Source organism: Corynebacterium riegelii (assembly GCF_016728505.1).
GTDB lineage: Bacteria > Actinomycetota > Actinomycetes > Mycobacteriales > Mycobacteriaceae > Corynebacterium > Corynebacterium riegelii.
The window spans coordinates 1-24979 of sequence record NZ_CP068159.1 but is presented as its reverse complement, the minus strand read 5'-3'; the positions used below and the strand labels follow the sequence as shown (position 1 = coordinate 24979).

The window sequence follows — 24979 nt, the reverse complement described above, 5'->3', positions numbered from 1 at the left end:
CTGTGCGTACCCCTTGGCAAAGGCTTGATTTTGTCTTAGCGTTTTGCGCATGAATCCATTTGAACAATTTTTGCAAACAGCAAACATCGACGTCCTTGAACACTTCAATAAGCAACAAGCATTAGATGCGGGCATTCCGCCCAATAAAGTACGCGAGTGGCAATTAGCACACGAGGTTTATTACGGTGCGGCCACTTCCGCCGCCAAGCAGCGCCAAGCGTTAGATAAGGCGCGCCGCTCGGGCCTTTCCTTAGACCAACTGTGCATGATCGAGCGTGAGCTGCGACGCATCAAGAGCCTCCGCACCCGCAACAAACTACGCCTAGTGCTGCTTGGCTTGCGCGGCCACTACAAGGCGGTGATGGCGTTGGTGAAACAGCGCATTCCGAAGCTAGAGAAGCCGCGCCAAGATGGCGTTCGATTTAGTAAATCCAAAGACCGCAAGCGCACCATGACGCTCACACACGATGAGGAGCTGATTGCAGACGTTGAACACGCCCTGACCCACGACCTTGACCTGGAAAAACCTGCGATGGGTCAGATGTTGGAACGACTCCTGGCCATTTTGCGGGGCAAATCCTCAGGCGTGTCTCGGGCTGTGCGTCGGCCAATCGTCCTGATCCCCGTTGATGAGCACCTGAAGCTGCTCAAAGGCGACGCCGACGAAACCACCTTCGGCCTCACCGACGGCACCACCATCACCGGCGCCGAACTGCTCAAGCAGGGCTACGGCGAGGTCCTTGAGGTGGCAACGTTCCACCCGCAGGAGGGGCCCGTGAACCTGTACCGCACGAAGCGCTACGCCAACACGAAGCAGCGCGACTTGGCGCGCATGGCCAACCCGGTGTGCACGGTGCCTGATTGCCGCCACGTTTCGGACAACTGCCAGCTGCACCACATCACCGCGTGGTCGCGTGGTGGTGAGACGAACATGGATAACTTGGCGGTGCTGTGTCGCTATCACAACCAGGTCAATGATGATGATCCTTCGCAGCCCATTCGTGGCCGTACGGAGAGCATCAACGGCCGTACCTGTTGGGTGTCACCGAGTGGGGTGCCGGTGGAGAACCGCCATCATCCTTATTCGGCGATGTCGCTGCTGTTTGGGTCTTCGAATATGTCGCGCAGGTAGCCAAGGGGATCGTGTACCACGGTTGGGGCTTCTGCTTCACGACGCCTCACCGCACCCCTCCCCGACACCCCATACTCCGGCCAACCAACATCACCGGTGTGCAGGAACGTCAACAACCATGGGTCCGGCGCGAACATACCGCTGAGGTCTTCGGCGTGGGCGTAACCTACGTGCTCCGCAAGCCATACGGGGCCAGGTGCGTGCTCGGCGACCGCGTCTACGTGGCGTCGCACCAGGGAGTCTGAGAGCAACTGACCCGCGGTGTAGCCCTTGCCCGTGCCTGTAACCGTGCCTTTACCTGCGCCTTTGCTGGCACGCTTGCGCAGGCCCATCGTGCGTCCGGCGACACGCACAAAGACACGGCCCAGCGCAGGCACGCGGTCCAGCTTCGCGCCTGAGTGGTGGAATTCCTTGTCCGTGCAGGTGAGCACGACGGGAACATTCGCCATCTCTTGAGGTTCCAGCGGGTAGGGGCCAAGCGCCATGTCCGTTGGGAAGTGCAGGCGGAAGCGCTGGTAGGCGTGGTTGAGTTTGGTTGGGGAGAGACGGTTGAGCGCCACGCGTGCAATTGGCGTGCCCAAAGCGCCACGCGCGGCCCATTTGCGTTGCGGGAAACCGCGGCGGGGAAACGCTGGTGACATGGCAAGCACGCGTCGGAATTCGCCTTTGTAGTGGTCGCGTCTGCACAGCCACAGTGCGATCGCGGCACCCGCGGAGTGGCCCATGACAGTCACGTTTGTCGGGTCACCCCCAAATGCTTCGATGTTGTGCTGAATCCAGGTCAGGGCTGTGGAGACGTCGGCGACGGCGCGGTAGTGCGCGGCGGTGTCATCAGGAAACTGCACAAATCCCGGGAACTTCAGCCGGTAGCCCACGCGCACGTGCACCACACCTTCGCGCGCGAACCCGTCGGGGTTGGAAAACGTCTCCGTGTGGTCGCCTTCCTCAAACCGGCCGCCGTGAATCCACACCATGACGGGCAGATCTTCGTGCGCCGTGGCTGCTGGGGCGGTGATCGAGAGGTGGGGTGCGTTGGGGCGGGGGCGTGTGGCGTCGATAAGCAAACCAAGCTCTGCTGGCCTGGGGTTATCAAACAATCCTGAAGCCTGCACCACCGGGATGGAATGGAAACGGCGCAGGCCATCATCCATGACGCCGAGGACCGTTCCAGCCGGACACGTGACTTCAGTGGTGTTCACCCGCGCCATCATAGCTATTGTGTGGGCATGACAAATCCGTTGCTTACCCCATCGAATCTGCCCTACGGTCTGCCGGACTTCGCCGCCATCACGCTCGATGACGTGCAGCCCGCGTTCGCTGAGGCGTTACGGCGCCACGCTGAAGAAATCACCGCCATCACCACCGAAGCCGCCCCGACGTGGGAAAACACCGTCGAGGCGCTGGAGCGTTCCGGCCGTGAACTTGAGCGCGTCACCGCCTGGTTCTTCAACCTGCAAGGCACCGACGGCAATGAGGCATTCGACGCGGTTGCAGACGACATTGTGCCGAAGCTGTCCGCCCACCTGGATTCCATCTACCAAAACGAGGAGCTTTACCGCCGCCTGGAGGCCGTTGAGGTGCCGGCTGATGAGGAGTCGCAGCGCCTGCATGACCTGTTGATGCGCCGCTTCCAGCGCCGCGGTGCCACGCTTGATGCGCAGGGCAAGACCCGCCTGCAGGAGATCAACCAGCGCCTGGCGGAGTTGTCGGAGCGTTTCGGGCGCAACCTGCTCGCTGACACGAAGCGCCTTGCCGTGGAGTTCAGCGCGGAGGAGCTGGCCGGCCTGAGCGAGTCGCAGCGCGAGGCCTACCGCGACGGCGACCGTTACGTGGTGCCCATCGAGCTGCCCACCACCCAGTCCCTGCAGGCTGACCTGGAGCTTCCTGCTTCTCGACGCCATCTGTTCACCGCCTCTCGCCAACGCGGCGCGGAAACCAACCCGGCGATCATCGCCGAGACCGTGCAGCTGCGCCTGGAGCGCGCGAACCTGCTCGGTTTTGCCAGCCACGCTGATTACGTGATTGCGGAGGAAACCGCCGAAACCGCTCAGGCTGCCCGCGCGCTGGTTGCGGACCTGGCTCCGGCGGCTGCGGCGAATGCGGAAGCTGAGCGCAAACTCGCCTCCGAGCTCGCCGGTTTTGAGGTGGATGGGGCGGATTGGCCGTACTATCAGGCGCGCCGCAGGGAAGAGGAGCTTGACGTTGATGACGCCGAGCTGCGCAAGTACTTCCCGCTTGAGCAGGTGCTTGTAGACGGCGCGTTTCACGCCGCCAACCTCCTCTACGGCATCACCGTGACCAAGCGCGAGGATTTGCGCGGCTACCGGGACGACGTGGATGTGTGGGAAGTGAAAGACGCCGACGGCACCGGCATCGGCCTGCTGTTGACGGACTACTTCGCCCGCGAAACCAAGCGCGGCGGCGCCTGGATGAGCTCCTTTGTGGAACAGTCCACGCTGCTGGACACGAAGCCGGTGGTGGTCAACGTCATGAGCATCACCGACAATCTGCTCAGTGTGGACGAGGTCACCACCGTCTTCCACGAGTTCGGCCACGCGCTGCACGGGCTGCTGTCCAACGTGCGCTACCCAACGCTCAGCGGCACGAATGTGCCGCGTGACTGGGTGGAGTTCCCCTCCCAGATCAATGAAAACTACGCCTTTGCCCCGGAGATCGTGCGCAACTACGCACGCCACGTAGACACTGGCGAGGTCATCCCCGACGAGCTGCTCGAAGCGGTGCGTGCTTCCCGACAGTTCGGCCAAGGCTTCGCCACCGCCGAATACTTGGCGGCCGCAGCCATTGACTTGGCGTGGCACTCCCTGGAAACCCCGCCGGCAGACGACGTGGACATCGCCGAGTTCGAAGCCCAGGCGCTTCGTCAGGTCGGCCTGGACATCGAAGGTCTCGAACCGCGCTACCGCTCCACTTGGTTTAACCACGTCTTCGCCGGTGGGTATTCGGCGGGCTACTACTCCTACCTGTGGGCTGAGGCGCTGGATGCTGATGGCTACCAGCTGGTTGAAGAGCGCGGCATCAACCGCGAAACCGGCCAGGCGTTCCGCGACACCATCCTGTCGCGCGGTGCCGCCCGCGACTACACGGAGGCATACCGTGCTTTCCGAGGCCGCGACAAAGACGTCCGCCCCCTGCTGACCCGCCGCGGGCTTGCGGGTTCCGACGTCCACGGCCAAGGGGAGTAGCGTAACTGCCATGCCAGACCCCTTGAACACACAGCACCCGCAGCACCCGCAGGATACGCAAAACGCGCTGCCTGAAACCCCGGCAAGCACGGAGAAGCGGACCACGAAGCGGCGCTTCCCCAAGTCGCGCGTCACCCAGGTGATGTGGTTTCTGATCGCGATGTGCGTTGTCGCCGCCGCGATCAGCGCGCTCTAGCGCCGCAAGCACACAGGGGGCACGGGGGGGCAATGCCAGCACCCCCGCACCGCGGGCGCTGCAAGCGCTGGCGTTTAGCGCCCGCGCTGCGAGGCTTCGGCAACGCGCTTGAAGAGCTCCAGGGTGGGGAGGTCTTCGATGGTGAGGGGGTTGCGTTGGGCGTCGCAAAGCGGGATGCACCAGTTGGAGTACTGCTCGTGATTGGTGCCGGGCTGGTTTTGGATGCGGACGTCTCCAACCATATCCACCAGGTTCGTGCAGGTCATGGCGGATGGGGTGGAGGCGACAAAGCGCGTGAGCCCCACCAGTAGCGAGTCGACGTCGCCGTACTGCCCCAAGTCCTTGTCTAGGAAGTTGACCTTGGCAAGCGGGGTGCCCTCGAATGCGCCCTCGGCCTGCACGGCGGCAAGGACCTGGGAGATCCACACGGCATCGTTGGCGTTGAGCTCCTCCAGCGTCTCGTGCACGAGGCCGAGTTTGTGGCGCAGCTCGTTGTGTGCGCCCTGGATGTAGCCGGCGGTTGGCGGCAGGTCGTGCGTGCCCACCGCGGTCAGCGACAGGTTGCGGTACTGATCCGAGGGCAGCGGCGCGCCGTTCCACGGGGTGGACTCGAACCACAACACGGTGGTGCCGAGGATGCCCTTGTCACGCAGCACGTCTTGGACCCACGGTTCGAAGGTGCCCAGGTCTTCGCCCACAACAACGGCGCCGGCGCGCTGCGCTTCGAGCGCGAGGATGCCCACCATGGCTTCGTAGTCGTAGTTCATGTAGGCGCCGTCGGCGGGGGTGTCCATGCGGGGGATCCAAAACAGGCGGAATAGGCCAAGCACGTGGTCGACGCGGATCCCGCCGGAGTGGCGCAGCACGGTGCGCAGCAGGTCGCGCCAGGGTTCGTAGCCAGCTTCGGCGAGCGCCTGGGGGTTCCACGGCGGCTGGGACCAGTCTTGGCCGAGTTGTGAGTATTGGTCTGGTGGGGCGCCTACGGAGGCGTCGGCAACCAGAACGTCTGCAAGGGTGTTCGCGTCGGCGCCGTCGGGGTGGATACCCACCGCCAGGTCGGTCATGATGCCGAGACGCATGCCGGCGGCGATGGCGCGCTCTTGCGCGATGCGGCGTTGCTCATCCGCAATGAACTGCAGCCACATGTAGAAGCGGGTGGTTTCGCCGAGGTATTCCGCGCCGTCGTGGCGTGCGTTGGCGGTGGTGACGGCCTGTTGCGCGCACCAGTGGGCGAATTCGGCGAGCCCTTCGCCTTCATCAAGCATGAACAGTTCGAAATCGTGGGTGCGTTTCGGGTCCTGCTCAGCCATGTAGAACAGTTCGCGCAGCACTTGCAGTTTGGTGCCGAAGACTTCGTTGCGTTGCAGCGGTTCGGCTGAGCGGTTCATGGCTTTAAGCGGTTGGGCCATTTTGCTTATCGACGCCAACGTTTCCCCATCCAACCGCCCATACTCCGGCACAGCCTCCACGGAGATATAGATGGGGTTAACAAAGCGCCGCGAGGTGGGCAGGTACGGCGAGTCCTCCACCGGCGGCACGGGTTGCGCGGCGTGGACGGGGTTGATCAGCAGGTAGTCTGCGCCTTCGGCGGCGACGACCTCAGCTAGGCGCGCGAGGTCTTCGAAGTCGCCCACGCCCCAGGACTGCTCGGAGCGTACGGAGTAGAGCTGCGCCATGACACCCCACACGGGGTCCTGGATGCAGGATTCGTTGGTGGACAGCGTGCGTGGGGTGATGATCAGCGTGCAGCTGTCGGTGAAGTTGTCGGATTCCAGGTGCAGTTCGTGCCAGCCCACGGGCAGGTCGCCGGGGATGTGGAAGGTGGCTTCGCCCCACACGATGCCGTCGGCGCCGGTGACAGGTTGAGACCAGTTTTCGTCCTGGTAGGCGTCGCGCGAGGTGCCGTCTTCGAGCCGGATCCAGCAGTGCGCCGGATGCCCGTCGTGCACGTGCACGTTGAAGTGGCGTTCCTCGCCTTCCGGTGCCACCACGGTTGGCGGCAGGGGGCGTGTCGCCAGCTCAAGGTGGCGTGCGTCCAGGTGGAGTTGGAGTTGTTCGTTCGTCGGATCGTCGTCAAGCGGGAGCCCCAAAGCGCGCAACAGCTTGATAAAAGACTGCCTCGGGGGTGTGGTCACCTCCCCGTTGGAGTCGCGGTAGGTGGTGCCGAAGCCGTAGGCCGCGGCGAGTTCGAGCAGCAAATCCCCGTTCATCACAAACAGTAATTCTGCCACAGCACACGCTAAAGTGGCCCCCATGCCGTCGAACACGTACACAACAGAGCTTGGATTCCACCTGGACGAGAAGGAAACGTGCATCCGCCGTCTGGCAACGATGTGCACGGAGCAGCCGCATTTGGTGCTGTTTTCCCGTCCTCGTAATTATGAGTGGGTGTCGGTGACCGCCGCGGACTTCTGGGAAGAGGTCTATGACGTGGCGAAGGGCCTGATCGCGGCTGGTATTGAGCCGGGGGATCGTGTGGCTATCTTGTCGTCGACGCGCTACGAGTGGGCGCTGTTGGATTTTGCGATTTGGGCGGCGGGTGCTGCGTCTGTGCCGATTTACCCGACGAGTTCCACGCCGCAGATTCAGTGGATTTTGGAGAACTCGGGGGCGCGGATCGCGTTTTGTGAGACGCGTGATCACACCGAGCTGATGACCCCGTTTTTGCCGGATGGTGTGTACAAGGACTCCAAGTTGGAGCGTTTGTATGAGTTCAACTCCGCAGGTGTGGAGACCATCAAGTTTGAGGGCCGCACGGTGGACTCCTCGCTTGTAGACGCGCGCTGGCAAGCCCTCACCCACGACGACCTGGCGTCCATCGTGTACACCTCGGGCACCACGGGACGCCCGAAAGGTGTGGCCATTACGCACGGCAACTGGGCGCACCAGTGCTGGGCGCTTCTGGAAAATGAGATTGGCAAGGTGTCGTACCCTGGCCAGCGCATGGTGACGTTCTTGCCGCTGGCGCACGTGTTGGCGCGTGCGGTGTCTACGGCGTGGACGATTTCGGGGGCGACGCAGACGCACTGGTCTGACACCTCCACGTTGACGGTGGAGCTGCAGCGCGTGCGCCCGAACCTGGTGGTGGGTGTGCCGCGCGTGTTTGAGAAGGTGCGCGAGGGCGCCTACCACAAGGCCGCCGACGGCTCGGCGGTGGGCAAGCGCATCTTCCTAGAGGCGGAGAAGGCGGCGATTGAATACTCGAAGGCGTTGGATACGCCGGAGGGGCCGTCGCGAATGCAAAAGGCCAAGGCCAAGGTGTACGAGAAGCTGGTGTACGGCAAGATCAAGGAAGCCATGGGTGGCTCGGTCTGGTACGCCATTACGGGTGGTTCGGCGATGAGCGCGGATCTGTCGCACTTCTTCCGCGGCATGGGCGTGCCTATTTATGAGGGCTACGGGCTGACCGAGACGTGCGCGGCGTGCTGCGTGAACAACGCGGACGCGAACAAGATCGGCACCGTGGGCCGCCCGGTCAATGGATATTCGGTGCGTATCAATGATGACGGTGAGATCGAGTTCCAGGGCCCCGGCGTGTTCTCCTACTACTGGCAGAACCCGGAGGCCACCGAAGAGGCGATTACGGACGGCTGGTTCAACACTGGGGATCTGGGTGAGGTTGATGAGGACGGGTTTGTCTCCATCACGGGCCGCAAGAAAGACCTGATTGTTACCGCCGGCGGCAAGAACGTCTCCCCGGCGCCGCTGGAGGAGATCATCCGCCAGCACCCGCTGATTTCCAACGCACTGCTGGTGGGCGACGGCAAGCCGTTCATCGGCGTCCTTGTCACCCTGGATGAGGAAGAGCTGAAGCGCTGGAAGGCTAACCGCAACATTCCGGCGAACCGGAAGTTGTCGGATTTGGCGCAGGACCCGGCGTTGCGTGCTGAGGTGCAGGATGCGATCAACATGGCCAATGCGACGGTGTCGCGGGCTGAGGCGGTGAAGAAGTTCCGCATCCTGGATCGTGACCTCTCGGAGCAAAATGATGAGATGACGCCGACGATGAAGGTGAAGCGCAACGTGGTGTTCCAGCGTTTCCAGGAGGATATTGACAAGCTGTATCAGCGTTAGCGGCGCGCCTTAACGCGGCGGCGCGTGAAGTGGAATAGCATCGCTGACTGTTACTGTCACGTGTTTGTTTCCTGGGAGGCTTGCGATGCACAAATCGGCCGCTGTGCTGCGCCATCGTGAGTTGACTCAGGAGATTTACAACATTGGCGATGAGGTTGCTGAGTACGCTGAGCACATCGCCGAGGCCATCGCTGACTATGACGGTGAGCTAGCAGATGACTGCCTGGCGGAGTTCTGCGAGATTGTGGACGATGCCCGCCAGGACGCCCGCCGTATCGTCGGCGAGCTGATCGGGCTGCGCCAGGCGCTGACGTCCGGGATGCGCGCCGGGCACCTGTCTGCCAGTGCGGAGCCGGAGGAGCGGATCCCGGAGCCTGAGCTTCTCGACGCTGCGGGCCTGGACGACCTCTTCCCACTCGAGGTGCCGTATTCGGTGCAGATGATGCAGGACGCCTTGACGGGTCGCACTGATTTGGTGGTGCAGCACCTTGAAGAGGTTGTGGCGTTTGTGCTTGAGCAGACGGACATGGTGGCGCGTGAGTTGGGTGCGGTGAGCTTGCCGCATCTGTATGCGCGTGCTGGTGCGCTGGTGGAGGCGGCCGTGGACGGCTGGATTGAGACCGTGTTTGAGGATCATCCGGCGTTTGCTCGGACGATGCGGGGGACGAATCCGCCGGAGTTTTTGGAGGAGCGCGCGCGTATCGACGCTATCGTGGCCCGCGTCGCCGCCAAACGCCGCCGACGCGGCGCTTAAGGATTGATCGGGTACTTCAGGTACGCTTACGCCTCATGCCCTGGCGCGTGAAGGCATGGATTGGCGGATCCGTGCGCTTCGCCGCCGGGGCGTTTTGTGTGTGTTTCGGGGTTAGGTAGCAGAATGTCTCGCATGGATGCTTTTGGCGTGTATGTGCATGTCCCGTTTTGTGAGAGTCGTTGCGGGTATTGCGATTTCAATACGTATACCCCGAGCGAGGTGGAGACTTCGCACGCAACGTATTTGGATGCGTTGGAGCGTGAGCTGGAGTTAGCGGCGGCGCAGGTGCAGCGATCCGCGGACACGGTGTTTATTGGCGGTGGCACGCCGAGTGTCCTTGGCGCGGATGGCTTGGGTCGTATCCTCAATGCAGTCCGTAATACCTTTGGCATTAGCGAAGGCGCGGAGATCACCACGGAGTCCAACCCAGAGTCCACGAGCCCGCAGTACTTCGAGGGGCTGCTGGGTCATGGTTTTACGCGCGTGTCGTTGGGGATGCAGTCGGCGTCCACGCCGGTGCTGAAGGTGCTGGATCGTCGTCACACGCCGGGGCGCGCGGTCGCGGCTGCCAAAGAGGCCCACAACGCAGGCTTCCAGCACATCAACCTGGACATGATCTACGGCACCCCGACGGAGACGGACGACGATGTGCGCGCAACCCTCGACGCCATTTTGGAAACGCCGGTGGATCACGTCAGCGCCTACTCCCTGATTGTGGAGGATGGTACGGCGATGCATCGCAAAGTCCGCCGCGGCGAGCTGCCGGAGCCGCAGGAGGATGTCTACGCGCGCAGATACGAGATGATCGCCGAGACCCTCGAAGCCCAGGGGTTTGACTGGTACGAGGTCTCCAACTGGGCCAAGCCGGGCGGCCAGTGCCGCCACAACCTGCTCTATTGGCGCGGCGGCGCGTGGTGGGGTGCGGGCCCGGGCGCGCATTCCACGATCTACCCGCGCCGCTTTTATAACGTGAAGCGGCCCGAGCGCTACGCCGACATCCTCGCCGCAGGCCAGCTGCCGATTGCTGAAGAAGAACAGCTCACCGAAGAGATCCGCCGTTTTGAGGCCGTCATGTTGGGGTTGCGCCTGAAGGAGGGGATTGACGCTGGGTTGGTTGACGTGGGCGTCGATAAGCATGAAAAGCTCGGGCTGCTCACCGTGGGCGAGCGCATTGCGGTCACGGACAAGGGCAGGCTGCTTGTGGACGGCATCGTGACAGACCTCCTCGCCCACGAGTAACATCGACGGCTATGAGTGCGGCGGATGTGAGACGGCGGGCGGTGCTGCGGGCAATCGTCGCTGATTACATCGCCAGCCAGGAACCTGTGGGGTCGAAGGCGCTTGTAGAGCGCCACGGGCTGGGGGTGAGCTCGGCGACGATCCGCAACGACATGAGTGTGCTGGAATCCCAGGGCTTCATCGAGCAAACACACGCGTCGTCTGGGCGGATCCCCACGGAGGCGGGCTACCGGGCGTTTGTAGACGCGTTGCACGACGTCAAGCCGCTGTCCGTCGCCGAGCGGCACGCGATTATGCAGTTTCTTGATGGCGGTGTGGACTTAGAAGACGTCCTGCGCCGCTCCGTGACGCTGCTTGCGCAACTGACCAACCAGGCGGCCGTGGTGCAGCTGCCCACGCTGACGGTCTCACGCGTGAAGCACTGCGAGGTGGTGGCGCTTGCGCCGATGCGGCTTCTGCTTGTGCTGATCACGGACACGGGACGTGTGGACCAGCGCAACGTGGAGCTGGAACACCCGATTGATGATGACGCGGTGCGGTTGCTGCGCGAACACCTCAACACCGTGCTCGTGGGCAAAACCCTGTGCGAAGCCGCCGACGCCATCGCCGATCTGCCAAACGCGGCGCCGATGCACCTGCAGCCGGCGGCGCGCCGGGCTACCGAGGTGCTCATAGACACGCTGGTAGACACCACGCCGGACCGCCTGCTGATCGCTGGCGCCGGCAACCTCACCCTGCACGGGCCGGGGGATCTGCGCAGCGTGATCGCCGCCTTGGAGGAGCAGGTGGTGGTGCTGAAGCTGTTGGCGAGCGCTCAGGAGCTGGAGCACGTGTCTGTGCGCATCGGGCGCGAGAACGAGGACGTGGAATTATCCCGCGCCAGTGTTGTTACAACTGCATATGGGGCTGGCCATGAGGCACTTGGTGGTTTAGGGGTTGTCGGTCCCACGCACATGGACTACCCCGGTACCATTCAGAAGGTTGCAACGGTGGCCAGCTATATCAGCCGCATCCTGCGCGGCGAATAGAAAGGAACGTTTTGGCTCGGGATTACTACGGCATCCTCGGCGTGGACCGGGAAGCCACCGAACAGGAAATTAAAAAGGCGTATCGCAAACTTGCGCGTAAGTACCACCCGGATGTGAATCCGTCGGATGAGGCGCAGGAGAAGTTTGCGGAGATCTCGCTTGCGCAAGAGGTGCTGCTGGATCCGCAGAAGCGCTCCATTGTGGATCGTGGTGGGGATCCGATGGAAGCAGGCGGCGGCATGGGCGGCGGCGCCGGCTTCGGTGGCGGCCTGGGCGATATTTTTGAGGCGTTTTTCGGCGGCGGCGCCGGTGGGGCGCGCCAGCCGCGTTCGCGTGTGCAGCCGGGCGCAGATGCGTTGCTGCGGACCTCCATCACCTTGCAGGAGGCCTACACGGGTGTGAAGCAGGAGGTCAGCGTGGATACAGCCGTGGTGTGCGAGAAGTGCCACGGTACGGGCTCGGAATCCCAGTCGAAGCCGGTGATGTGTGATCACTGCCATGGCATGGGCGCAGTGCAAGAGATGCAGCAGTCCTTCCTGGGCAATGTGATGACTACGCGTGATTGCCCGAAGTGCCGCGGCTACGGCGAGATTATCAAGGACCCGTGCGGCCAGTGCGCCGGCGATGGCCGCGTGCGCGCAACCCGTGATCTGACGGTGAACATCCCGGCGGGCATTGCTAACGGCATGCGTATCCGCATGGCAAGCCAGGGTGAGGTCGGCCACGGCGGCGGGCCCGCAGGTGATCTGTATGTAGAGGTGCACACGGAGCCGCACCCGTACTTTGTTCGCGACGGCAACGATCTGCTGCTGCAGCTCAACGTGCCCATGGTGGATGCGGCGCTTGGCACGGAGATCACGGTGGACAACCTGGCTGGCGGCCAGACTGTCATCGAGGTGCCTGCGGGCACACAGCCGGGCGAGACTGTGCGCCTGGATGGTGAGGGCATGCCGCTGCTTCGCACCGACCGCTTCGGTGACCTGGTCGCGCACGTGCAGGTCGTCGTGCCTACGGACTTGTCGTCCGCGGAGCGTGAGGCGTTGACCAAGCTGCGGGACGCTCGCAGTGACAGTGCCGAAGTCCACACCGAGTCCGACACCGCCCATGAGGGGTTCTTCGGCCGGATGCGTGATAGGTTCCGCCGCTAGTGTCGCTGCCATTTTTCGTCTGTGATGACCCGCGCGCGGGCGTGCTCGTTGGCCCGGAGGCCCAGCACGCCCACGTGAAGCGCATTGCGGTTGGGGAGCAGATCATGCTTACAGACGGCAACGGCCTGACCACCACCGTCACCGTCACCCACACCGCCAAGAATGAACTCCGCGGCGACGTGGTTGCCCAACACGTGGTGGAAGCGCCGTCGCCGCGGGTGACGGTGGTGCAGGCGATCCCGAAGTCGGAGCGCTCCGAGCTGGCCGTTGACCTGGCTGTGCAGGCGGGCGCGGATGCGATCATCCCGTGGATCAGCCACCGCACGATCGCCCGCTGGCCGGAAAACAAGCAGGCGAAGATGGTGGAGAAGTGGCAAAACCAGGCCCTGGCCAGCGCCAAACAGGCGCGTCGGGCGTGGGTGCCGCAGGTGGCTGCGCCGGTGTCGTCGGGGTGGCTGGGTGGCGTCGATAAGCAAAAGCTCATTCTGCATGAGGATGCGACCACGTCGATCAGGGATGTGGAGCTTGCCGATGACATCTACCTGGTTGTCGGGCCCGAGGGCGGCATCGGGGCAGATGAGCTGGAGCTGATCGGCGGCACGCCCGTGAAACTAGGGCCCGAGGTGCTTCGGACGGCAAGTGCGGCGTTTGCGGGGCTCTGTGCGATCGGAACCTTGACAAAGCGCTGGTAGTCTGAAGCGCATTATGGAAGAACTGCTCACCCGAAAAATCGAGCTGGATTCCGCCTACGCGCAATCCGTCCTTGGGGTCAACGATGAAAACGTCCGCGTACTCAGCCAACATTTGGGCGTGGACGTGCACGCGCGCGGCACGACGGTGACGCTGCGCGGCGAGGCACACCGTGTCGGCCACGCCCTGCGCGCGCTGGATGAGCTGGAGTCGATGGCGCGCCGCGGAGTACCCGTGACTGCCGATACCGTGGTGCACGCCGTGCGGATCATGGAAAATGAGGCGCCGGAGTCCGTCGCCGAGATCCTGGGCGCGGAGATTGTGGCGCGCAAGGGCAAGGTGATTCGTCCGAAGACGGCGGGGCAGCGTCGTTACGTGGATGCGATTGACGCGAACACGATCACGTTCGGCATCGGCCCGGCCGGTTCCGGCAAGACGTACCTGGCGGTGGCGAAAGCCGTGCAGGCGCTGCAGAACAAAGAGGTCAAACGCATCATCCTGACCCGCCCAGCCGTGGAAGCGGGCGAGAAGCTGGGCTTTTTGCCCGGCACGCTCAGCGACAAGATCGACCCGTACCTGCGGCCCTTGTATGACGCGCTGCGCGACATGCTGGACCCGGAGATGATTCCGAAACTGATTGAGGCAGGCATCATCGAAGTCGCCCCGCTTGCCTACATGCGAGGCCGCACGCTGTCAGACGCCTTTGTGATCCTGGATGAGGCCCAAAACACCACCGGCGCGCAGATGAAAATGTTCCTGACGCGCCTTGGGTTCGGCTCGAAAATGGTGGTTACTGGCGACGTATCCCAGGTGGACCTGCCGCGCGGCACCGTCTCTGGCTTGCGCGTGGCGCGTCGCATCCTGGGCGACATTGAAGGCATTGAATTTATGGAGCTGCGCGCCGAAGACGTGGTGCGCCACCACCTGATCTCGCGCATTGTTGCGGCCTATGACCGCCATGATGCGCAAAACGCGGCGCGCTACGAAAAGCGCCAGCGAGAAATTGAGCGCGAACGTGAGCTGGAGGCAGGCCAATGAGTATTGAGGTGCTAAACGAGTCGGGTGAAGCCGACGTCAACGAGGAAATGCTGGTGGACGTCTGCTCGTTCGCTTTGCGTGCGATGGACGTCCACCCCGATACCGAGGCGACCATCACGCTTGTAGACGAAGCGACCATGGCCGACCTCCACGTCCGCTGGATGGACCTCGAAGGCCCCACCGACGTGATGAGTTTCCCCATGGATGAGTTGACGCCGGGCGGTGGGCGCCCAGACGCATCGCCGTTTGGTGCGGCCATGCTTGGAGACATCATCTTGTGCCCCGCCTTCGACCGCAAACAAGCCGACATGGCCGGCCACGACCTAGCGCATGAGCTTGCGCTGCTCACCGTCCACGGGGTGCTGCACCTGCTTGGCTACGACCACGTTGCCCCGGACGACGAGCACGAGATGTTCGCCCTGCAAAACGAGATCCTGTCGGATTGGTACGACTCGCTGCACACCCGTGGCGTGGCCTACCAGGACAAGCCGTCGGGTGAGCATGCGTTTCCGTCGGCGGCGGACCGCGAGGAGCTGGATCGCCGCATGCGCGCGGCCGGCGAGCAGGCAGGGGAGCGTTAAGTGCCACTCACACTTGCATATGCGGTGACGACGCTGATCGCACTGCTGCTCTCCGGCCTGCTTGGTTCAGTGGAGTCGGCGCTGGCGCCGATTTCGCGCGCCCGCGTTGAGGGCATGGTCAAAGACGAGGTGCGTGGCGCCGGCGCGTTGCTGCGCGTGGTGGATAACCGCGCAAGCCACGTTAATACGCTGGTGATGCTTCGCACCGTGTTGGATGTGGTGGCGGCGGTGTTTGCCGCGATGCTTGCCATGGACCTGATCGCCTCCGATGTGTGGGCGATTACCGCGGCGGTGGCCGCTGTGACGTTGCTGCAGTTCGGCATCATCGGCGTGTTCGCGCGCACGGCGGGCAAACGCAACCCGTATTCCATCAGCTTGCGCGCCGCGCAGTGGCTGGTGGCGTTCCACACCATCCTCGGCCCGCTGTCGGGGTTGCTGATCAAACTGGGCAACGTGTTCCACCCGGGTGAGGATTTCCGCGACGGCCCGTACTCCACCGAGGTGGAGCTGCGCGAGATGGTGGATATTGCCCAGGAGCAGGGCGTGGTGGAAACCACCGAGGGCCGCATGATTCAGAATATTTTTGACCTCGCCTCCACCCACGCCCGCCAGGTGATGGTGCCGCGCCCGGAGATGATCTGGATCGAGGAGGACAAGACGGCAGCCCAGGCCACGCGCCTGATGGTGCGTTCCGGCCACTCGCGCGTGCCCGTGATCGGCAAGGACGTCGATGACATTGTCGGCGTTGCCTACCTCAAGGACATGTTTGGTGATGACGGCCGCCCCATCGACCGCGAAACCGCCATCACCAACGTGGTGCGCGAGCCGCTGTTCGTCCCCGACTCCAAGCCGTTGGACGTGTTGCTGAAGCAGATGCAGCAGCAAAATACGCACATCGCGATTGTTGTGGACGAGTACGGTGGCGTCGCTGGCCTGCTCACCATGGAGGACCTGTTGGAGGAGATCGTCGGCGAGATCACCGACGAGTACGACGAAGACGAGGCCGCCCCCATCGAGCACCTCGACATGGATTCGGACACCCGTCTGCTGCGCGTCCAGGCCCGCCTGCCGCTGGATGACCTCATCGACCACCTCGCCGACCACCTGGACTACGAGCTCACGTACGGCGACGAGGTGCTCGATTCCGTCGATACCGTTGCCGGGTTGTTGTCCTATGAGTTGGGGCGTGTGCCGTTGCCGGGGTCGTCGATAAGCATGGATGGCCTGACGTACACCGCGGAAGGCGGCCGTGACCGCCGAGGCCGCATCAAGACCCGTTCTGTTTTAGTTAGTGTTCCCGCGAGCGCGGGGGAGGAGTTTTCCGAGTGAATATTTTGTCGATCCAGTCGGCGGTGGCCTACGGGCACGTGGGCAATTCGGCGGCGGTGTTCCCGCTGCAGCGCATCGGGCATGAGGTGTGGCCGGTGCACACGGTCAACTTCTCCAACCACACCGGCTACGGCGCGTGGAAGGGCCCGGTGTTGCCGGCGGATGATGTTGCCGCGGTGATTGCGGGTGTTGAGGAGCGTGGGGCTTTCCCGCTTGTCGACGCCATCCTGACCGGCTACCAAGGCGCCCCCACCATCGCGGACGTGATCATCGATACCGTGGCCCGCGTCAAGGAAGCTAATCCGAAGGCGATCTATGCGTGCGACCCGGTGATGGGCAACGCGAAATCCGGCTGCCACGTGGCTGATGAGATCCCGCCGATGCTGCGCTCGAAGGTGGTGCCGGTTGCGGACATCATTTTCCCGAACCAGTTCGAGCTGGGCTATCTCACGGAGCGCGACGTGACGGATCTGGACTCCACGCTTGCCGCTGTGGAGGCGGCGCGCGACATGGGCCCGAAGACGGTTGTGGTGACGTCGGTGGAGCGCCCCGAGACCGCCGAGCTGGACGTGATGGAGATGCTGGTGACTAACAGCGAGGGCACGTGGATGGTGCAGACCCCGCGCCTGCCCATGAAACGCAACGGCTCTGGCGACGTCACCGCCGCCCTGTTTACCGGCCACCTGCTGAACTCGGCTGATCCGGCGGACGCGCTGGCAAAAACCGCCTCGTCGGTCTACGACATGTTGCGTCTGACCTTCGAGGCGGATTCCCGCGAGCTCAAACTGGTTGAGTCGCAGGAGTTTTTTGCGCATCCGGCGATGCAGTTTGGCGTCGAAAAGCTGTAGCTCTTAGAACGCCGAACGCGGTGCGCCGATGCCCGGGTCGATGCGCGGTGGGTCGCCGGCGCCGGGGCGGATGTCGATGTCGAAAATCTCCGTAGGCAAGTAGACCGTGGCGCACGAGTTCGGGATGTCCACCACGCCGGAGAAACGGCCTTCGATCGGCGCGGCGCCCAACAGCAGGTAGGCCTGCTCCGGCGACCAGCCGAACGTGGTCAGGTAATCGATGGCGTGCAGGCAGGCGCGCTGGTACGCAAGCTGCGAATCCAGGTAGCGCTGCTCACCCTCAAGCGTCACCGACGTGCCGGAGAACGCCAGCCACTGGCTGTAGCGCGGCTCCACGTTGCCGGGCATGAAGATGGCGTTCTCGCTGACGTTGTACTTGGCCATGCCGTCTTTGATGATGTCAACGTGCAGGTCAATGAAGCCGCCCATCTCGATGCCGCCGCAGAACGTGATCTCGCCGTCGCCCTGGGAGAAGTGCAGGTCGCCGACGGAGAAGTTCGCGCCGTCCACATACACGGGGTAGAACACGCGGGTGCCCTTGGACAGGTTCTTGATGTCCTGGTTGCCGCCGTTTTCGCGCGGCGGGGCGGTACGTGCGCCTTCGGCGGCGACGCGGTCGAACTCAGCGCCTTCCAGCGAACCCAGCACGGCACCGTTCGGCTCCGGCGGCAGCGCCAACGGCGGTACGCGCTCCGGGTCGGTGGCAATGAGCGCGGCTTCGCGCTGGTTCCACTTGCCCAGAAGCTCGTGCGACGGCGCGGTGCCCATCAGACCCGGGTGGATGATGCCGGTGAAGCTCACGCCCGGGATGTGGCGCGAGGTTGCGGTTTGGCCCTTGAAGTCCCAGACGGCCTTGTAGGCGTCTGGGAACTGGTCGGTGAGGAAGCTGCCGCCGTTTTTCTTGGCAAAGATGCCGGTGTAGCCCCAGCCTTGGCCGGCCAGCGGGCCTTCCTCCTGCGGGATCGGGCCGACATCCAGGATGTCCACCACGAGCAGGTCGCCGGGCTTGGCGCCTTCGATGCGGAATGGGCCGGAGAGGGTGTGGACGGTGTTGAGTGGGGCGTCGCGAATATCGTCGGCGCTGTCGTCGTTTTTGATGAAGCCGTCGAACCATTCGCGGCAGTCAACGCGGAATGAGTCGCCGGGCTTTACCGTGACCGCCGGCGGGATGTCTGGGTGCCAGCGGTTGTGGCCGAGTGTTTCTTGCTCGGTGAATGGCTTGGTTGAGTCGAGGGGAAACAGGTTGGTTGGCATGGGGTGATCCTCCTCAGGGTTTGGGTAGTTTTGCGTGTTGGGGGTTGCGCGTGACGGGCGTTGCGCGTTTGTTGCCTGCGCTTGGCAGGCTGTTGACTACGGCTGGCTCGTATGCGCTCTTCTGTGTTGCTTCGACGGCGCGTGCTTTGGCTCCGTCGACACGTCGTACGGAAACGGCGCTGATCATCCGGTTGGCTACGTCGCCGCAGTTGGGGCATTCGCGGGTGCGTTGCTCGCTGGACATGGGTAGCTGCTGCTCGGATATGTGACCAGCGCCGCATTTGAATTCGTAGATGGGCAATGCCTCTCCCTTCGCAGTTTGTGGTTGCAATCACAGAAGTACCCCCACTCTAGCGATTGTTAGGATTTTCGCCGTGAATATCGTTTCCTTGCAGTCTCACGTGGCCTACGGGCATGTGGGAAATTCGGCGGCTACCTTTGCTATGCAGCGCTTAGGCCATGAGGTCTGGCCGGTGTACACGGTGAATTTTTCCAACCATACGGAGTACCCCGATTGGGGTGGGCCGGTGATGGACCCGGCTCAGGTCAAAGATGTGCTGGACGGGTTTAGTTTTGCGTTTGACCAGGTTGATCTGGTGGTCACTGGCTACCTGGGTTCGCCGGAGCTTGCGGAGGTGGTGCGCGAGACCGTGACGCGTATCAAGGCGGCGAATCCGCGGGCGCGCTATATCTGTGATCCGGTGATTGGTAATGAGGAGGTTGGTTCTTTTGTCAGCCCGGAGATGCCGGATGTGTTTCGTGAGGTGCTGATTCCGCTGGCTGATGCGATTACCCCGAATGAGTGGGAGCTGAACCTGCTCGGGGTGGATCTGCCGTCGCGCGCGTTGATTACCTCGGTGGGTTCGGATCCTTTGCGCATGATCGATGTGTCGCCGGAGGGCACTTTTTGCTTATCGACGCCACGTTTAGGCGGCAACGTCGTCGGCGCCGGAGACCTCGCCACCGCACTCTACGCGGCAATGTTTGATGAGCCAGCCCGCGACAGGCTGGGTCATTTGGGGGCGACGATGTTTGATTTTGTCAACGAGGTCCGCACGCGCAATCTGCCGGAACTGCCGCTGATTGAGTGCCAGGAGCTGCTCGTCCGGCCGCGCTCCTCCTTTGATGTGGTGGAGGTTGAGTACCCTTAGGCGTTATGCATGATTTCACTTCCGCACCTGAGGGCTTCCGCTCTGGTTTTGTTGCTTTCGTGGGCCGTCCGAATACGGGTAAGTCCACGCTGACCAATGCGTTGGTGGGGGAGAAGATTGCGATTATGGCGGATCAGCCGGAGACAACGCGTCACCCGATCCGCGGCATTGTCAATCGCGATGACGCCCAGGTGATCGTGGTGGACACCCCGGGTATTCACCGCCCGCGCACGCTTTTGGGTGAGCGTTTGAATGACGTGGTGCGCGACACGTACGCGGACGTGGACGTGATCGGCTTTACGGTGCCGGCGGATGAGAAGCTCGGACCCGGCGACCGCTTCATTTATGAGCAGATCCGTGAGATCAGCCCGAAGGCGCCGGTGGTTGGCATTGTGACCAAGCTGGACAAGACGTCCAAGGACGCGGTGGGCGAGCGCCTCATTGAGCTGCATGAGATGCTAGGGCCGGATTCGGAGGTTGTGCCGGTGTCCGCCACCGAGCAGGTGCAGCTGGATGTGCTTTTGAACGTCCTGGTCTCTCAACTCCCCGAAGGCCCCCGCTTCTACCCCCAGGACCACGTGACCGATGAGGACATGGAAACGCGCATCGCGGAGCTGATCCGTGAAGAGGCGCTCAAAGGTCTTCGCGAGGAACTGCCGCACTCCGTTGCCGTACAAGTAGATGAGATGGTGCCGGACCCGGACAACCCGGAGCGCACCATGATCTACGCCGTGGTCTACCTAGAGCGCCCCGGCCAGAAGCGCATCCTGGAGGGCCCGGACGGGCGCCGCTTGTCCGGCATTACGCACCGCGCGCGACGCCAGATCATGGACCTGACCGGCACCAACGTCTACCTGGACCTGCGCATGAAGGTGCTGAAGAACTGGCAGTCGGACCCGAAAGCCCTCGGACGGCTGGGCTTTTAGGTGGCTTTTAACTCCTGGCGCGATCGCGCCTACATCATCCGCACCTACGACTTCGGCGAGGCGGACCGCGTCATCGTCCTGCTCACCGAACACCACGGCCTGGTGCGTGGCGTGGCCAAGGGGGTGCGCAAGTCCAAGTCCCGCTTCGGCTCGCGCCTGCAGCCGTTTGTGGAGGTAGACGTGCAGGTCTACCCCGGACGCAAAACCAATGCGCTTGCCACCATCACCGGCGCGGACACCGTGACCTACTACGGCCACCAAATCACCGACAACTTTGACCGCTACACCGCCGCCTGCGCGATCATGGAAACCGCAGAAAAGCTGGCTTATGAGGAGGCGGATCCGGGGTTGTTTGGGTTGGTGGGGGCTGCGTTGGGGCGTCTACAAGCAAACGAAGCTCCGACAATGGTGTTAGATGCCTTCATCCTCCAAGCCACAGACCATGCCGGCTGGGGAGTCACCCTGTTCAACTGCGCCAACTGCCAGGCGCCCGGCCCGCACCGCGCGTTCAACCCCGCAGTAGGCGGCGCCGTGTGCACCAACTGCCGCCCGTCCGGATCCGCCGACGTGGACCCGGAAGTCCTCCACACCATGTGGCTGCTGCAACACAACCACCCCGCCGGCCCCGAGCACGCCGCCGCCGCGCACCGCCTGACCGCCGCCCACCTGAACTATCACCTAGAAACCGGGCTGAAGTCACTGCGCGTGATGGAGCAGGCATAATCAAACGCATGACACCGCAACCTCCCGCGATTGACCCAAAGTTCATCCCACGCCACATTGCGCTGGTCATGGACGGCAACGGCCGCTGGGCCCAGGAACGTGGCCTGCCGCGCACGGAGGGACACAGGCGCGGGGAGGCGGTGCTTATGGACTGTGTGGATGCCTGCATCGCCATGGGCGTCGACTGGCTGTCCGCCTATGCCTTTTCGACGGAGAATTGGCGCCGCTCCGCCTCCGAAGTGCGTTTTCTGATGGGTTTTTCGCGCGACGTGCTGCGTCGCCAACGTGATGAGCTGCATGAGAAAAACGTGCGCATCGTGTGGGCGGGCCGCCGTCCGCGCTTGTGGCGTTCCGTGCTGCGTGAGCTGGAGGAAGCCGAAGCGCTGACGAAGGACAACACCGGGCTCACGCTCGCCATGTGTATTAATTACGGCGGCAGGGCCGAGATTATCGACGCCACACGTAACCTCATCCAAGCCGCCAACGAAGGCAACATCCGCCCCGGCGACATCAACGAGGACACGCTGTCCCAATACCTGTACCGCCCCGACATGCCGGACGTGGACCTGTTTCTGCGCCCGAGCGGGGAGAAGCGCACGTCGAACTTCCTTTTGTGGCAGTCGGCGTACGCGGAGATGGTCTACCAGGACACGCTGTTTCCGGACTTTACGCCGCAGCACATGTACGACGCCGTGCTGGAGTACGCCAAGCGCGACCGCCGCTTCGGCGGCGCGGTAGATAAGTTCGCGAAACCCTAGCGAAACCCCAGCGCGCCGGGCGCGGTTTGGCGCCGCTACGGGCCAGCAGTTTTGGCGCCGCTACTGCCTCCCCGGCTCGGCCTGTGCCTCTTGTTCGGCTTGTGCTTCTTGTTCGGCTCGCGCGGCTTGGCAGGTGCGGCAGATGCCGTACACCTCGGCGTCGTGCGCCACGAGCTCGTAGCCGTAGCGCGACGCAACCGCCTCCGCCCAACGCTCCACCGGCCCGCCCTCAACTTCCTCACTGCGCCCGCACTTGGTGCACACGAGATGGTGATGGTGGTGCGGACTCACGCAGTGGCGGTACAGCGTTTCGCCCTCGGGGGTCTGCAACACGTCCACAATGTCCATCTCCGCCAACGACTGCAGCGTGCGATACACGGTGGTCAGGCCGACTTGTTCGCCGCGCTCTTCAAGCATCCCGTGGATTGTCCTGGCAGAGGAGAAGCGTTCAACCTCGCGCAGCATCTCCACGATGGCGGTGCGCTGTCGCGTCGAGCGGGGACCGATCTTGGGAATGGGCTGTTTGGCCATACCTACCACTATTAGCCCACCGCTAAGCTTTTTGCGGCCTCGGGGTTGACGGGGTGAGCCCCGGGGCCGCGATTGCCGCCACGCCAACCCCACCCGAATGCCCCCGCCCCGCAAGCCAGTGGATTGCGTCAACTACCCCCGGATGCGTCAACGAATAGACCACCTCACGCCCTTCACGACGCGACGCCACCACCCCCGCCGCCCTCAAAATCCGCAAATGCTGCGAAATCAAAGGCTGCGATTTACCCAAGGAGGTGACGAGGGTGTTGACGGCGCGGTCGCCGTCGGCAAGCAAAAGCACCAACTGCAACCGCAACCGCGAATCAAGCGCGCTGAGCAGTACAACAGTGCGCTCAAGCTCCCGCGGTGTCAGTTCCATGCCGGAATATTTTACTGCAAATGGACCAGTAAATGTTGCACATTTCCCCACACCATGCAGAGTTTGCTGGTCGCTTCGCTAGACTGATGCCGATAGTGTTCAGACGCAAAGAGGAGGCTCGGACCAAGTGCCCGCCAATACAATCGATACCGTAGTTAACCTGTGCAAGCGCCGCGGCCTTGTATACCCGGCCGGTGAAATCTACGGCGGCACCCGCTCTGCCTGGGACTACGGCCCGCTTGGCGTTGAGCTGAAGGAAAACATCAAGCGCCAGTGGTGGCGCCACATGGTGCAGTCCCGCCGCGACACGGTTGGCGTTGACACCTCCATCATCCTGCCGCGCCAGGTGTGGGTCGCATCCGGCCACGTCGAGGTGTTCACCGACCCGCTAGTGGAGTCGCTCTACACCAACAAACGCTACCGCGCCGACCACCTCATTGAGGCCTACGAGGAGAAGCACGGCCACCCGCCAGCAAACGGCCTGGCAGACATCAATGACCCGGAGACCGGCCAGCCCGGCAATTGGACCGAGCCGCGCGAATTCTCCGGCCTGATGAAGACGTACCTCGGCCCCGTCGATGACGAAGAGGGCCTGCACTACATGCGGCCCGAGACGGCTCAGGGTATTTTTGTGAACTTTAAGAACGTGATGACGTCGTCACGCATGAAGCCCCCGTTCGGAATTGCCAACATTGGTAAGTCCTTCCGCAACGAGATCACCCCGGGCAACTTCATCTTCCGAACCCGCGAGTTTGAGCAGATGGAGATGGAATTCTTTGTCAAGCCAGGTGAGGACGAGCAGTGGCACCAGTACTGGATTGACAACCGCCACCAGTGGTACATCGACCTGGGCATCAACCCGGATAATCTGCGCCTGTACGAGCACCCGCAGGAGAAGCTGTCGCACTACTCCAAGCGCACCGTGGATATTGAGTACGCGTACGGTTTCCAGGGCTCCAAGTGGGGCGAGCTGGAGGGCGTTGCCAACCGCACTGACTATGACCTGAAGACGCACTCCGAGGCTTCCGGTGAGGACCTGTCCTACTTCGACCAGGAGTCCGGCGAGCGCTGGATCCCGTACTGCATCGAGCCGGCGGCAGGCTTGGGTCGCGCCATGATGGCTTTTCTTATCGACGCCTACGATGAAGAAGAAGCCCCCAACGCTAAGGGAGGCACCGACACTCGTGTTGTGCTGCGCCTTGACCGCCGCCTCGCGCCGGTGAAGGTGGCCGTGTTGCCGCTGTCGAAGAAGCCGGAGCTTGCCGGGCCTGCCGGCGAGCTGGCGGACAAGCTGCGTCAGCACTGGAACGTGGACTACGACACCTCCGGTGCGATCGGCCGCCGCTACCGCCGCCAGGACGAGATTGGTACGCCGTTCTGCGTGACGTATGACTTTGAGTCGCTGGAGGACAACGCCGTGACCGTGCGCGAGCGCGACACCATGGAGCAGGAGCGCGTGCCGCTGGCAGAGCTCGAGGCATACCTGGCTGCGCGACTGATCGGCTGCTAATGCATTACGTCAGCTGGGATCGTACGGATCGGGACGCGCCGAAGCTGCTTGCAGAGGCAGGTCCTGAGGTACTCGGCGTGTTCACTGGTTCGCACGCCAATGTTGGCGGCGAAGTCTGGGAGTTGACCGTTGCGCCTGAGGCCGGGGCCAGCGCGGTGCGCGACGGTGTGGAAATCGTGCGTGCCGCCGACCCGCTGAAGCGCGGCGAAACCATCCGCGCCGAGGTTGAGGGGCGCGGCTACACGCTGGTCAGCGAGACCTCATCGAACTGGATCATCGACAACGCCGCCGGCGAGAAAGTCGCGCAGTTTACGCGCGCCAACTCGGGTGTGCGCAAGGCGATCCTGGAGTTCGAGGGCGAAACCGACCTGCCTGCCACGGATGTCGTGGCGCTCGCGTGGCTGTCGCGCGAGGTGATGGAGGCGCGCCAGAAGGGCTCCGCGAACGCGTTGATTGCCACGCTGGTGCTGCTGTCTGTTGTTGCGGT

At 63.2% G+C, this 24979-nt stretch carries 25 protein-coding genes; 18 read left to right on the top strand and 7 right to left on the bottom strand.

Annotation, left to right across the window (positions count from 1 at the left end):
* Positions 1-49: 49 nt before the first annotated feature.
* Positions 50-1132, top strand: a complete 1083-nt coding sequence (locus I6I71_RS00125) for an HNH endonuclease signature motif containing protein (protein WP_070494414.1) — start codon at positions 50-52, stop codon at positions 1130-1132.
* Here the strand turns inward: I6I71_RS00125 and I6I71_RS00120 are convergent.
* A complete protein-coding gene (locus I6I71_RS00120) occupies positions 1081-2331 on the bottom strand; it encodes an alpha/beta fold hydrolase (protein WP_236587328.1) in 1251 nt (416 codons plus the stop codon). The two genes, I6I71_RS00125 and I6I71_RS00120, sit on opposite strands and share 52 nt — an antisense overlap.
* Positions 2332-2358: 27 nt before the next feature.
* Here I6I71_RS00120 and I6I71_RS00115 point away from each other — a divergent pair, with 27 nt between their 5' ends.
* Both I6I71_RS00115 and I6I71_RS00110 read left to right on the top strand, forming a co-directional pair.
* Positions 2359-4335 (top strand): M3 family metallopeptidase, encoded by a 1977-nt coding sequence (locus I6I71_RS00115; protein WP_201821362.1) that lies wholly within the window; start codon positions 2359-2361, stop codon positions 4333-4335.
* Positions 4336-4345: 10 nt separating this feature from the next.
* Positions 4346-4531, top strand: a complete 186-nt coding sequence (locus I6I71_RS00110; protein WP_201821360.1) for a hypothetical protein — start codon at positions 4346-4348, stop codon at positions 4529-4531.
* A gap of 74 nt (positions 4532-4605) precedes the next feature.
* Here the strand turns inward: I6I71_RS00110 and malQ are convergent, their stop codons facing one another.
* Entirely contained in the window at positions 4606-6741 is a 2136-nt protein-coding gene (gene malQ, locus I6I71_RS00105; RefSeq protein ID WP_236587464.1) for a 4-alpha-glucanotransferase, read from the bottom strand.
* 43 nt (positions 6742-6784) lie between these two features.
* Here malQ and I6I71_RS00100 point away from each other — a divergent pair, with 43 nt between their 5' ends.
* From I6I71_RS00100 to pdxY (I6I71_RS00055), 10 genes are all read left to right on the top strand, one after another.
* Positions 6785-8605, top strand: coding sequence for an AMP-dependent synthetase/ligase (locus tag I6I71_RS00100; protein WP_201821356.1), 1821 nt, complete (start codon positions 6785-6787; stop codon positions 8603-8605).
* An 85-nt stretch (positions 8606-8690) separates the two neighbouring features.
* On the top strand, positions 8691-9359 hold the full coding sequence (locus I6I71_RS00095) for a hypothetical protein (protein WP_201821354.1): 669 nt from the start codon (positions 8691-8693) through the stop codon (positions 9357-9359).
* 132 nt (positions 9360-9491) lie between these two features.
* The gene (gene hemW, locus I6I71_RS00090) at positions 9492-10598 is read left to right on the top strand and encodes a radical SAM family heme chaperone HemW (RefSeq protein ID WP_201821352.1); all 1107 of its coding nucleotides are present in this window, start codon (positions 9492-9494) and stop codon (positions 10596-10598) included.
* 11 nt (positions 10599-10609) lie between these two features.
* On the top strand, positions 10610-11626 hold the full coding sequence (gene hrcA, locus I6I71_RS00085; protein ID WP_201821350.1) for a heat-inducible transcriptional repressor HrcA: 1017 nt from the start codon (positions 10610-10612) through the stop codon (positions 11624-11626).
* An 11-nt stretch (positions 11627-11637) separates the two neighbouring features.
* Positions 11638-12774, top strand: coding sequence for a molecular chaperone DnaJ (dnaJ, locus tag I6I71_RS00080; protein ID WP_201821348.1), 1137 nt, complete (start codon positions 11638-11640; stop codon positions 12772-12774).
* A complete protein-coding gene (locus tag I6I71_RS00075; protein WP_052203372.1) occupies positions 12774-13466 on the top strand; it encodes a 16S rRNA (uracil(1498)-N(3))-methyltransferase in 693 nt (230 codons plus the stop codon). The genes dnaJ and I6I71_RS00075 overlap by 1 nt, the downstream gene beginning before the upstream one ends.
* Before the next feature lie 13 nt (positions 13467-13479).
* The gene (locus I6I71_RS00070; RefSeq protein ID WP_052203375.1) at positions 13480-14502 is read left to right on the top strand and encodes a PhoH family protein; all 1023 of its coding nucleotides are present in this window, start codon (positions 13480-13482) and stop codon (positions 14500-14502) included.
* Positions 14499-15083: an rRNA maturation RNase YbeY gene (gene ybeY, locus I6I71_RS00065; protein WP_201821346.1), complete on the top strand. Its 585-nt coding sequence runs from the start codon at positions 14499-14501 to the stop codon at positions 15081-15083. The genes I6I71_RS00070 and ybeY overlap by 4 nt, the downstream gene beginning before the upstream one ends.
* Entirely contained in the window at positions 15084-16412 is a 1329-nt protein-coding gene (locus I6I71_RS00060) for a hemolysin family protein (protein WP_201821344.1), read from the top strand.
* Entirely contained in the window at positions 16409-17260 is an 852-nt protein-coding gene (gene pdxY / locus I6I71_RS00055; protein ID WP_201821342.1) for a pyridoxal kinase PdxY, read from the top strand. The genes I6I71_RS00060 and pdxY (I6I71_RS00055) overlap by 4 nt, the downstream gene beginning before the upstream one ends.
* A 3-nt stretch (positions 17261-17263) precedes the next feature.
* On the opposite strand, the gene fmdA is transcribed toward pdxY (I6I71_RS00055), so the two are convergent.
* Complete coding sequence (gene fmdA, locus I6I71_RS00050) at positions 17264-18514, bottom strand: formamidase (RefSeq protein ID WP_052203382.1); 1251 nt, start codon at positions 18512-18514, stop codon at positions 17264-17266.
* 13 nt (positions 18515-18527) lie between these two features.
* A complete protein-coding gene (locus I6I71_RS12240) occupies positions 18528-18758 on the bottom strand; it encodes a zinc ribbon domain-containing protein (protein WP_371441036.1) in 231 nt (76 codons plus the stop codon).
* 130 nt (positions 18759-18888) lie between these two features.
* Between I6I71_RS12240 and pdxY (I6I71_RS00040) the strand changes: the two genes are divergently transcribed.
* From pdxY (I6I71_RS00040) to I6I71_RS00025, 4 genes are read left to right on the top strand one after another with little or no spacing between them, the layout of a single operon-like run.
* Positions 18889-19665, top strand: coding sequence for a pyridoxal kinase (gene pdxY, locus I6I71_RS00040; protein WP_201821340.1), 777 nt, complete (start codon positions 18889-18891; stop codon positions 19663-19665).
* 5 nt (positions 19666-19670) lie between these two features.
* Positions 19671-20591: a GTPase Era gene (era, locus tag I6I71_RS00035; protein WP_052203387.1), complete on the top strand. Its 921-nt coding sequence runs from the start codon at positions 19671-19673 to the stop codon at positions 20589-20591.
* Entirely contained in the window at positions 20592-21314 is a 723-nt protein-coding gene (gene recO / locus I6I71_RS00030) for a DNA repair protein RecO (RefSeq protein WP_052203388.1), read from the top strand.
* 8 nt (positions 21315-21322) lie between these two features.
* Positions 21323-22072 (top strand): isoprenyl transferase, encoded by a 750-nt coding sequence (locus tag I6I71_RS00025; protein ID WP_201821338.1) that lies wholly within the window; start codon positions 21323-21325, stop codon positions 22070-22072.
* 60 nt (positions 22073-22132) lie between these two features.
* Here I6I71_RS00025 and I6I71_RS00020 read toward each other — a convergent pair whose 3' ends face one another.
* On the bottom strand, positions 22133-22603 hold the full coding sequence (locus tag I6I71_RS00020) for a Fur family transcriptional regulator (protein WP_070494440.1): 471 nt from the start codon (positions 22601-22603) through the stop codon (positions 22133-22135).
* Positions 22604-22625: 22 nt separating this feature from the next.
* On the bottom strand, positions 22626-22982 hold the full coding sequence (locus tag I6I71_RS00015; RefSeq protein ID WP_083439690.1) for an ArsR/SmtB family transcription factor: 357 nt from the start codon (positions 22980-22982) through the stop codon (positions 22626-22628).
* A gap of 127 nt (positions 22983-23109) precedes the next feature.
* Here I6I71_RS00015 and I6I71_RS00010 point away from each other — a divergent pair, with 127 nt between their 5' ends.
* Complete coding sequence (locus I6I71_RS00010) at positions 23110-24492, top strand: glycine--tRNA ligase (protein WP_201821336.1); 1383 nt, start codon at positions 23110-23112, stop codon at positions 24490-24492.
* A 260-nt stretch (positions 24493-24752) separates the two neighbouring features.
* On the opposite strand, the gene I6I71_RS12235 is transcribed toward I6I71_RS00010, so the two are convergent.
* Entirely contained in the window at positions 24753-24875 is a 123-nt protein-coding gene (locus I6I71_RS12235; RefSeq protein WP_414017461.1) for a hypothetical protein, read from the bottom strand.
* Positions 24876-24979 lie beyond the last annotated feature (104 nt).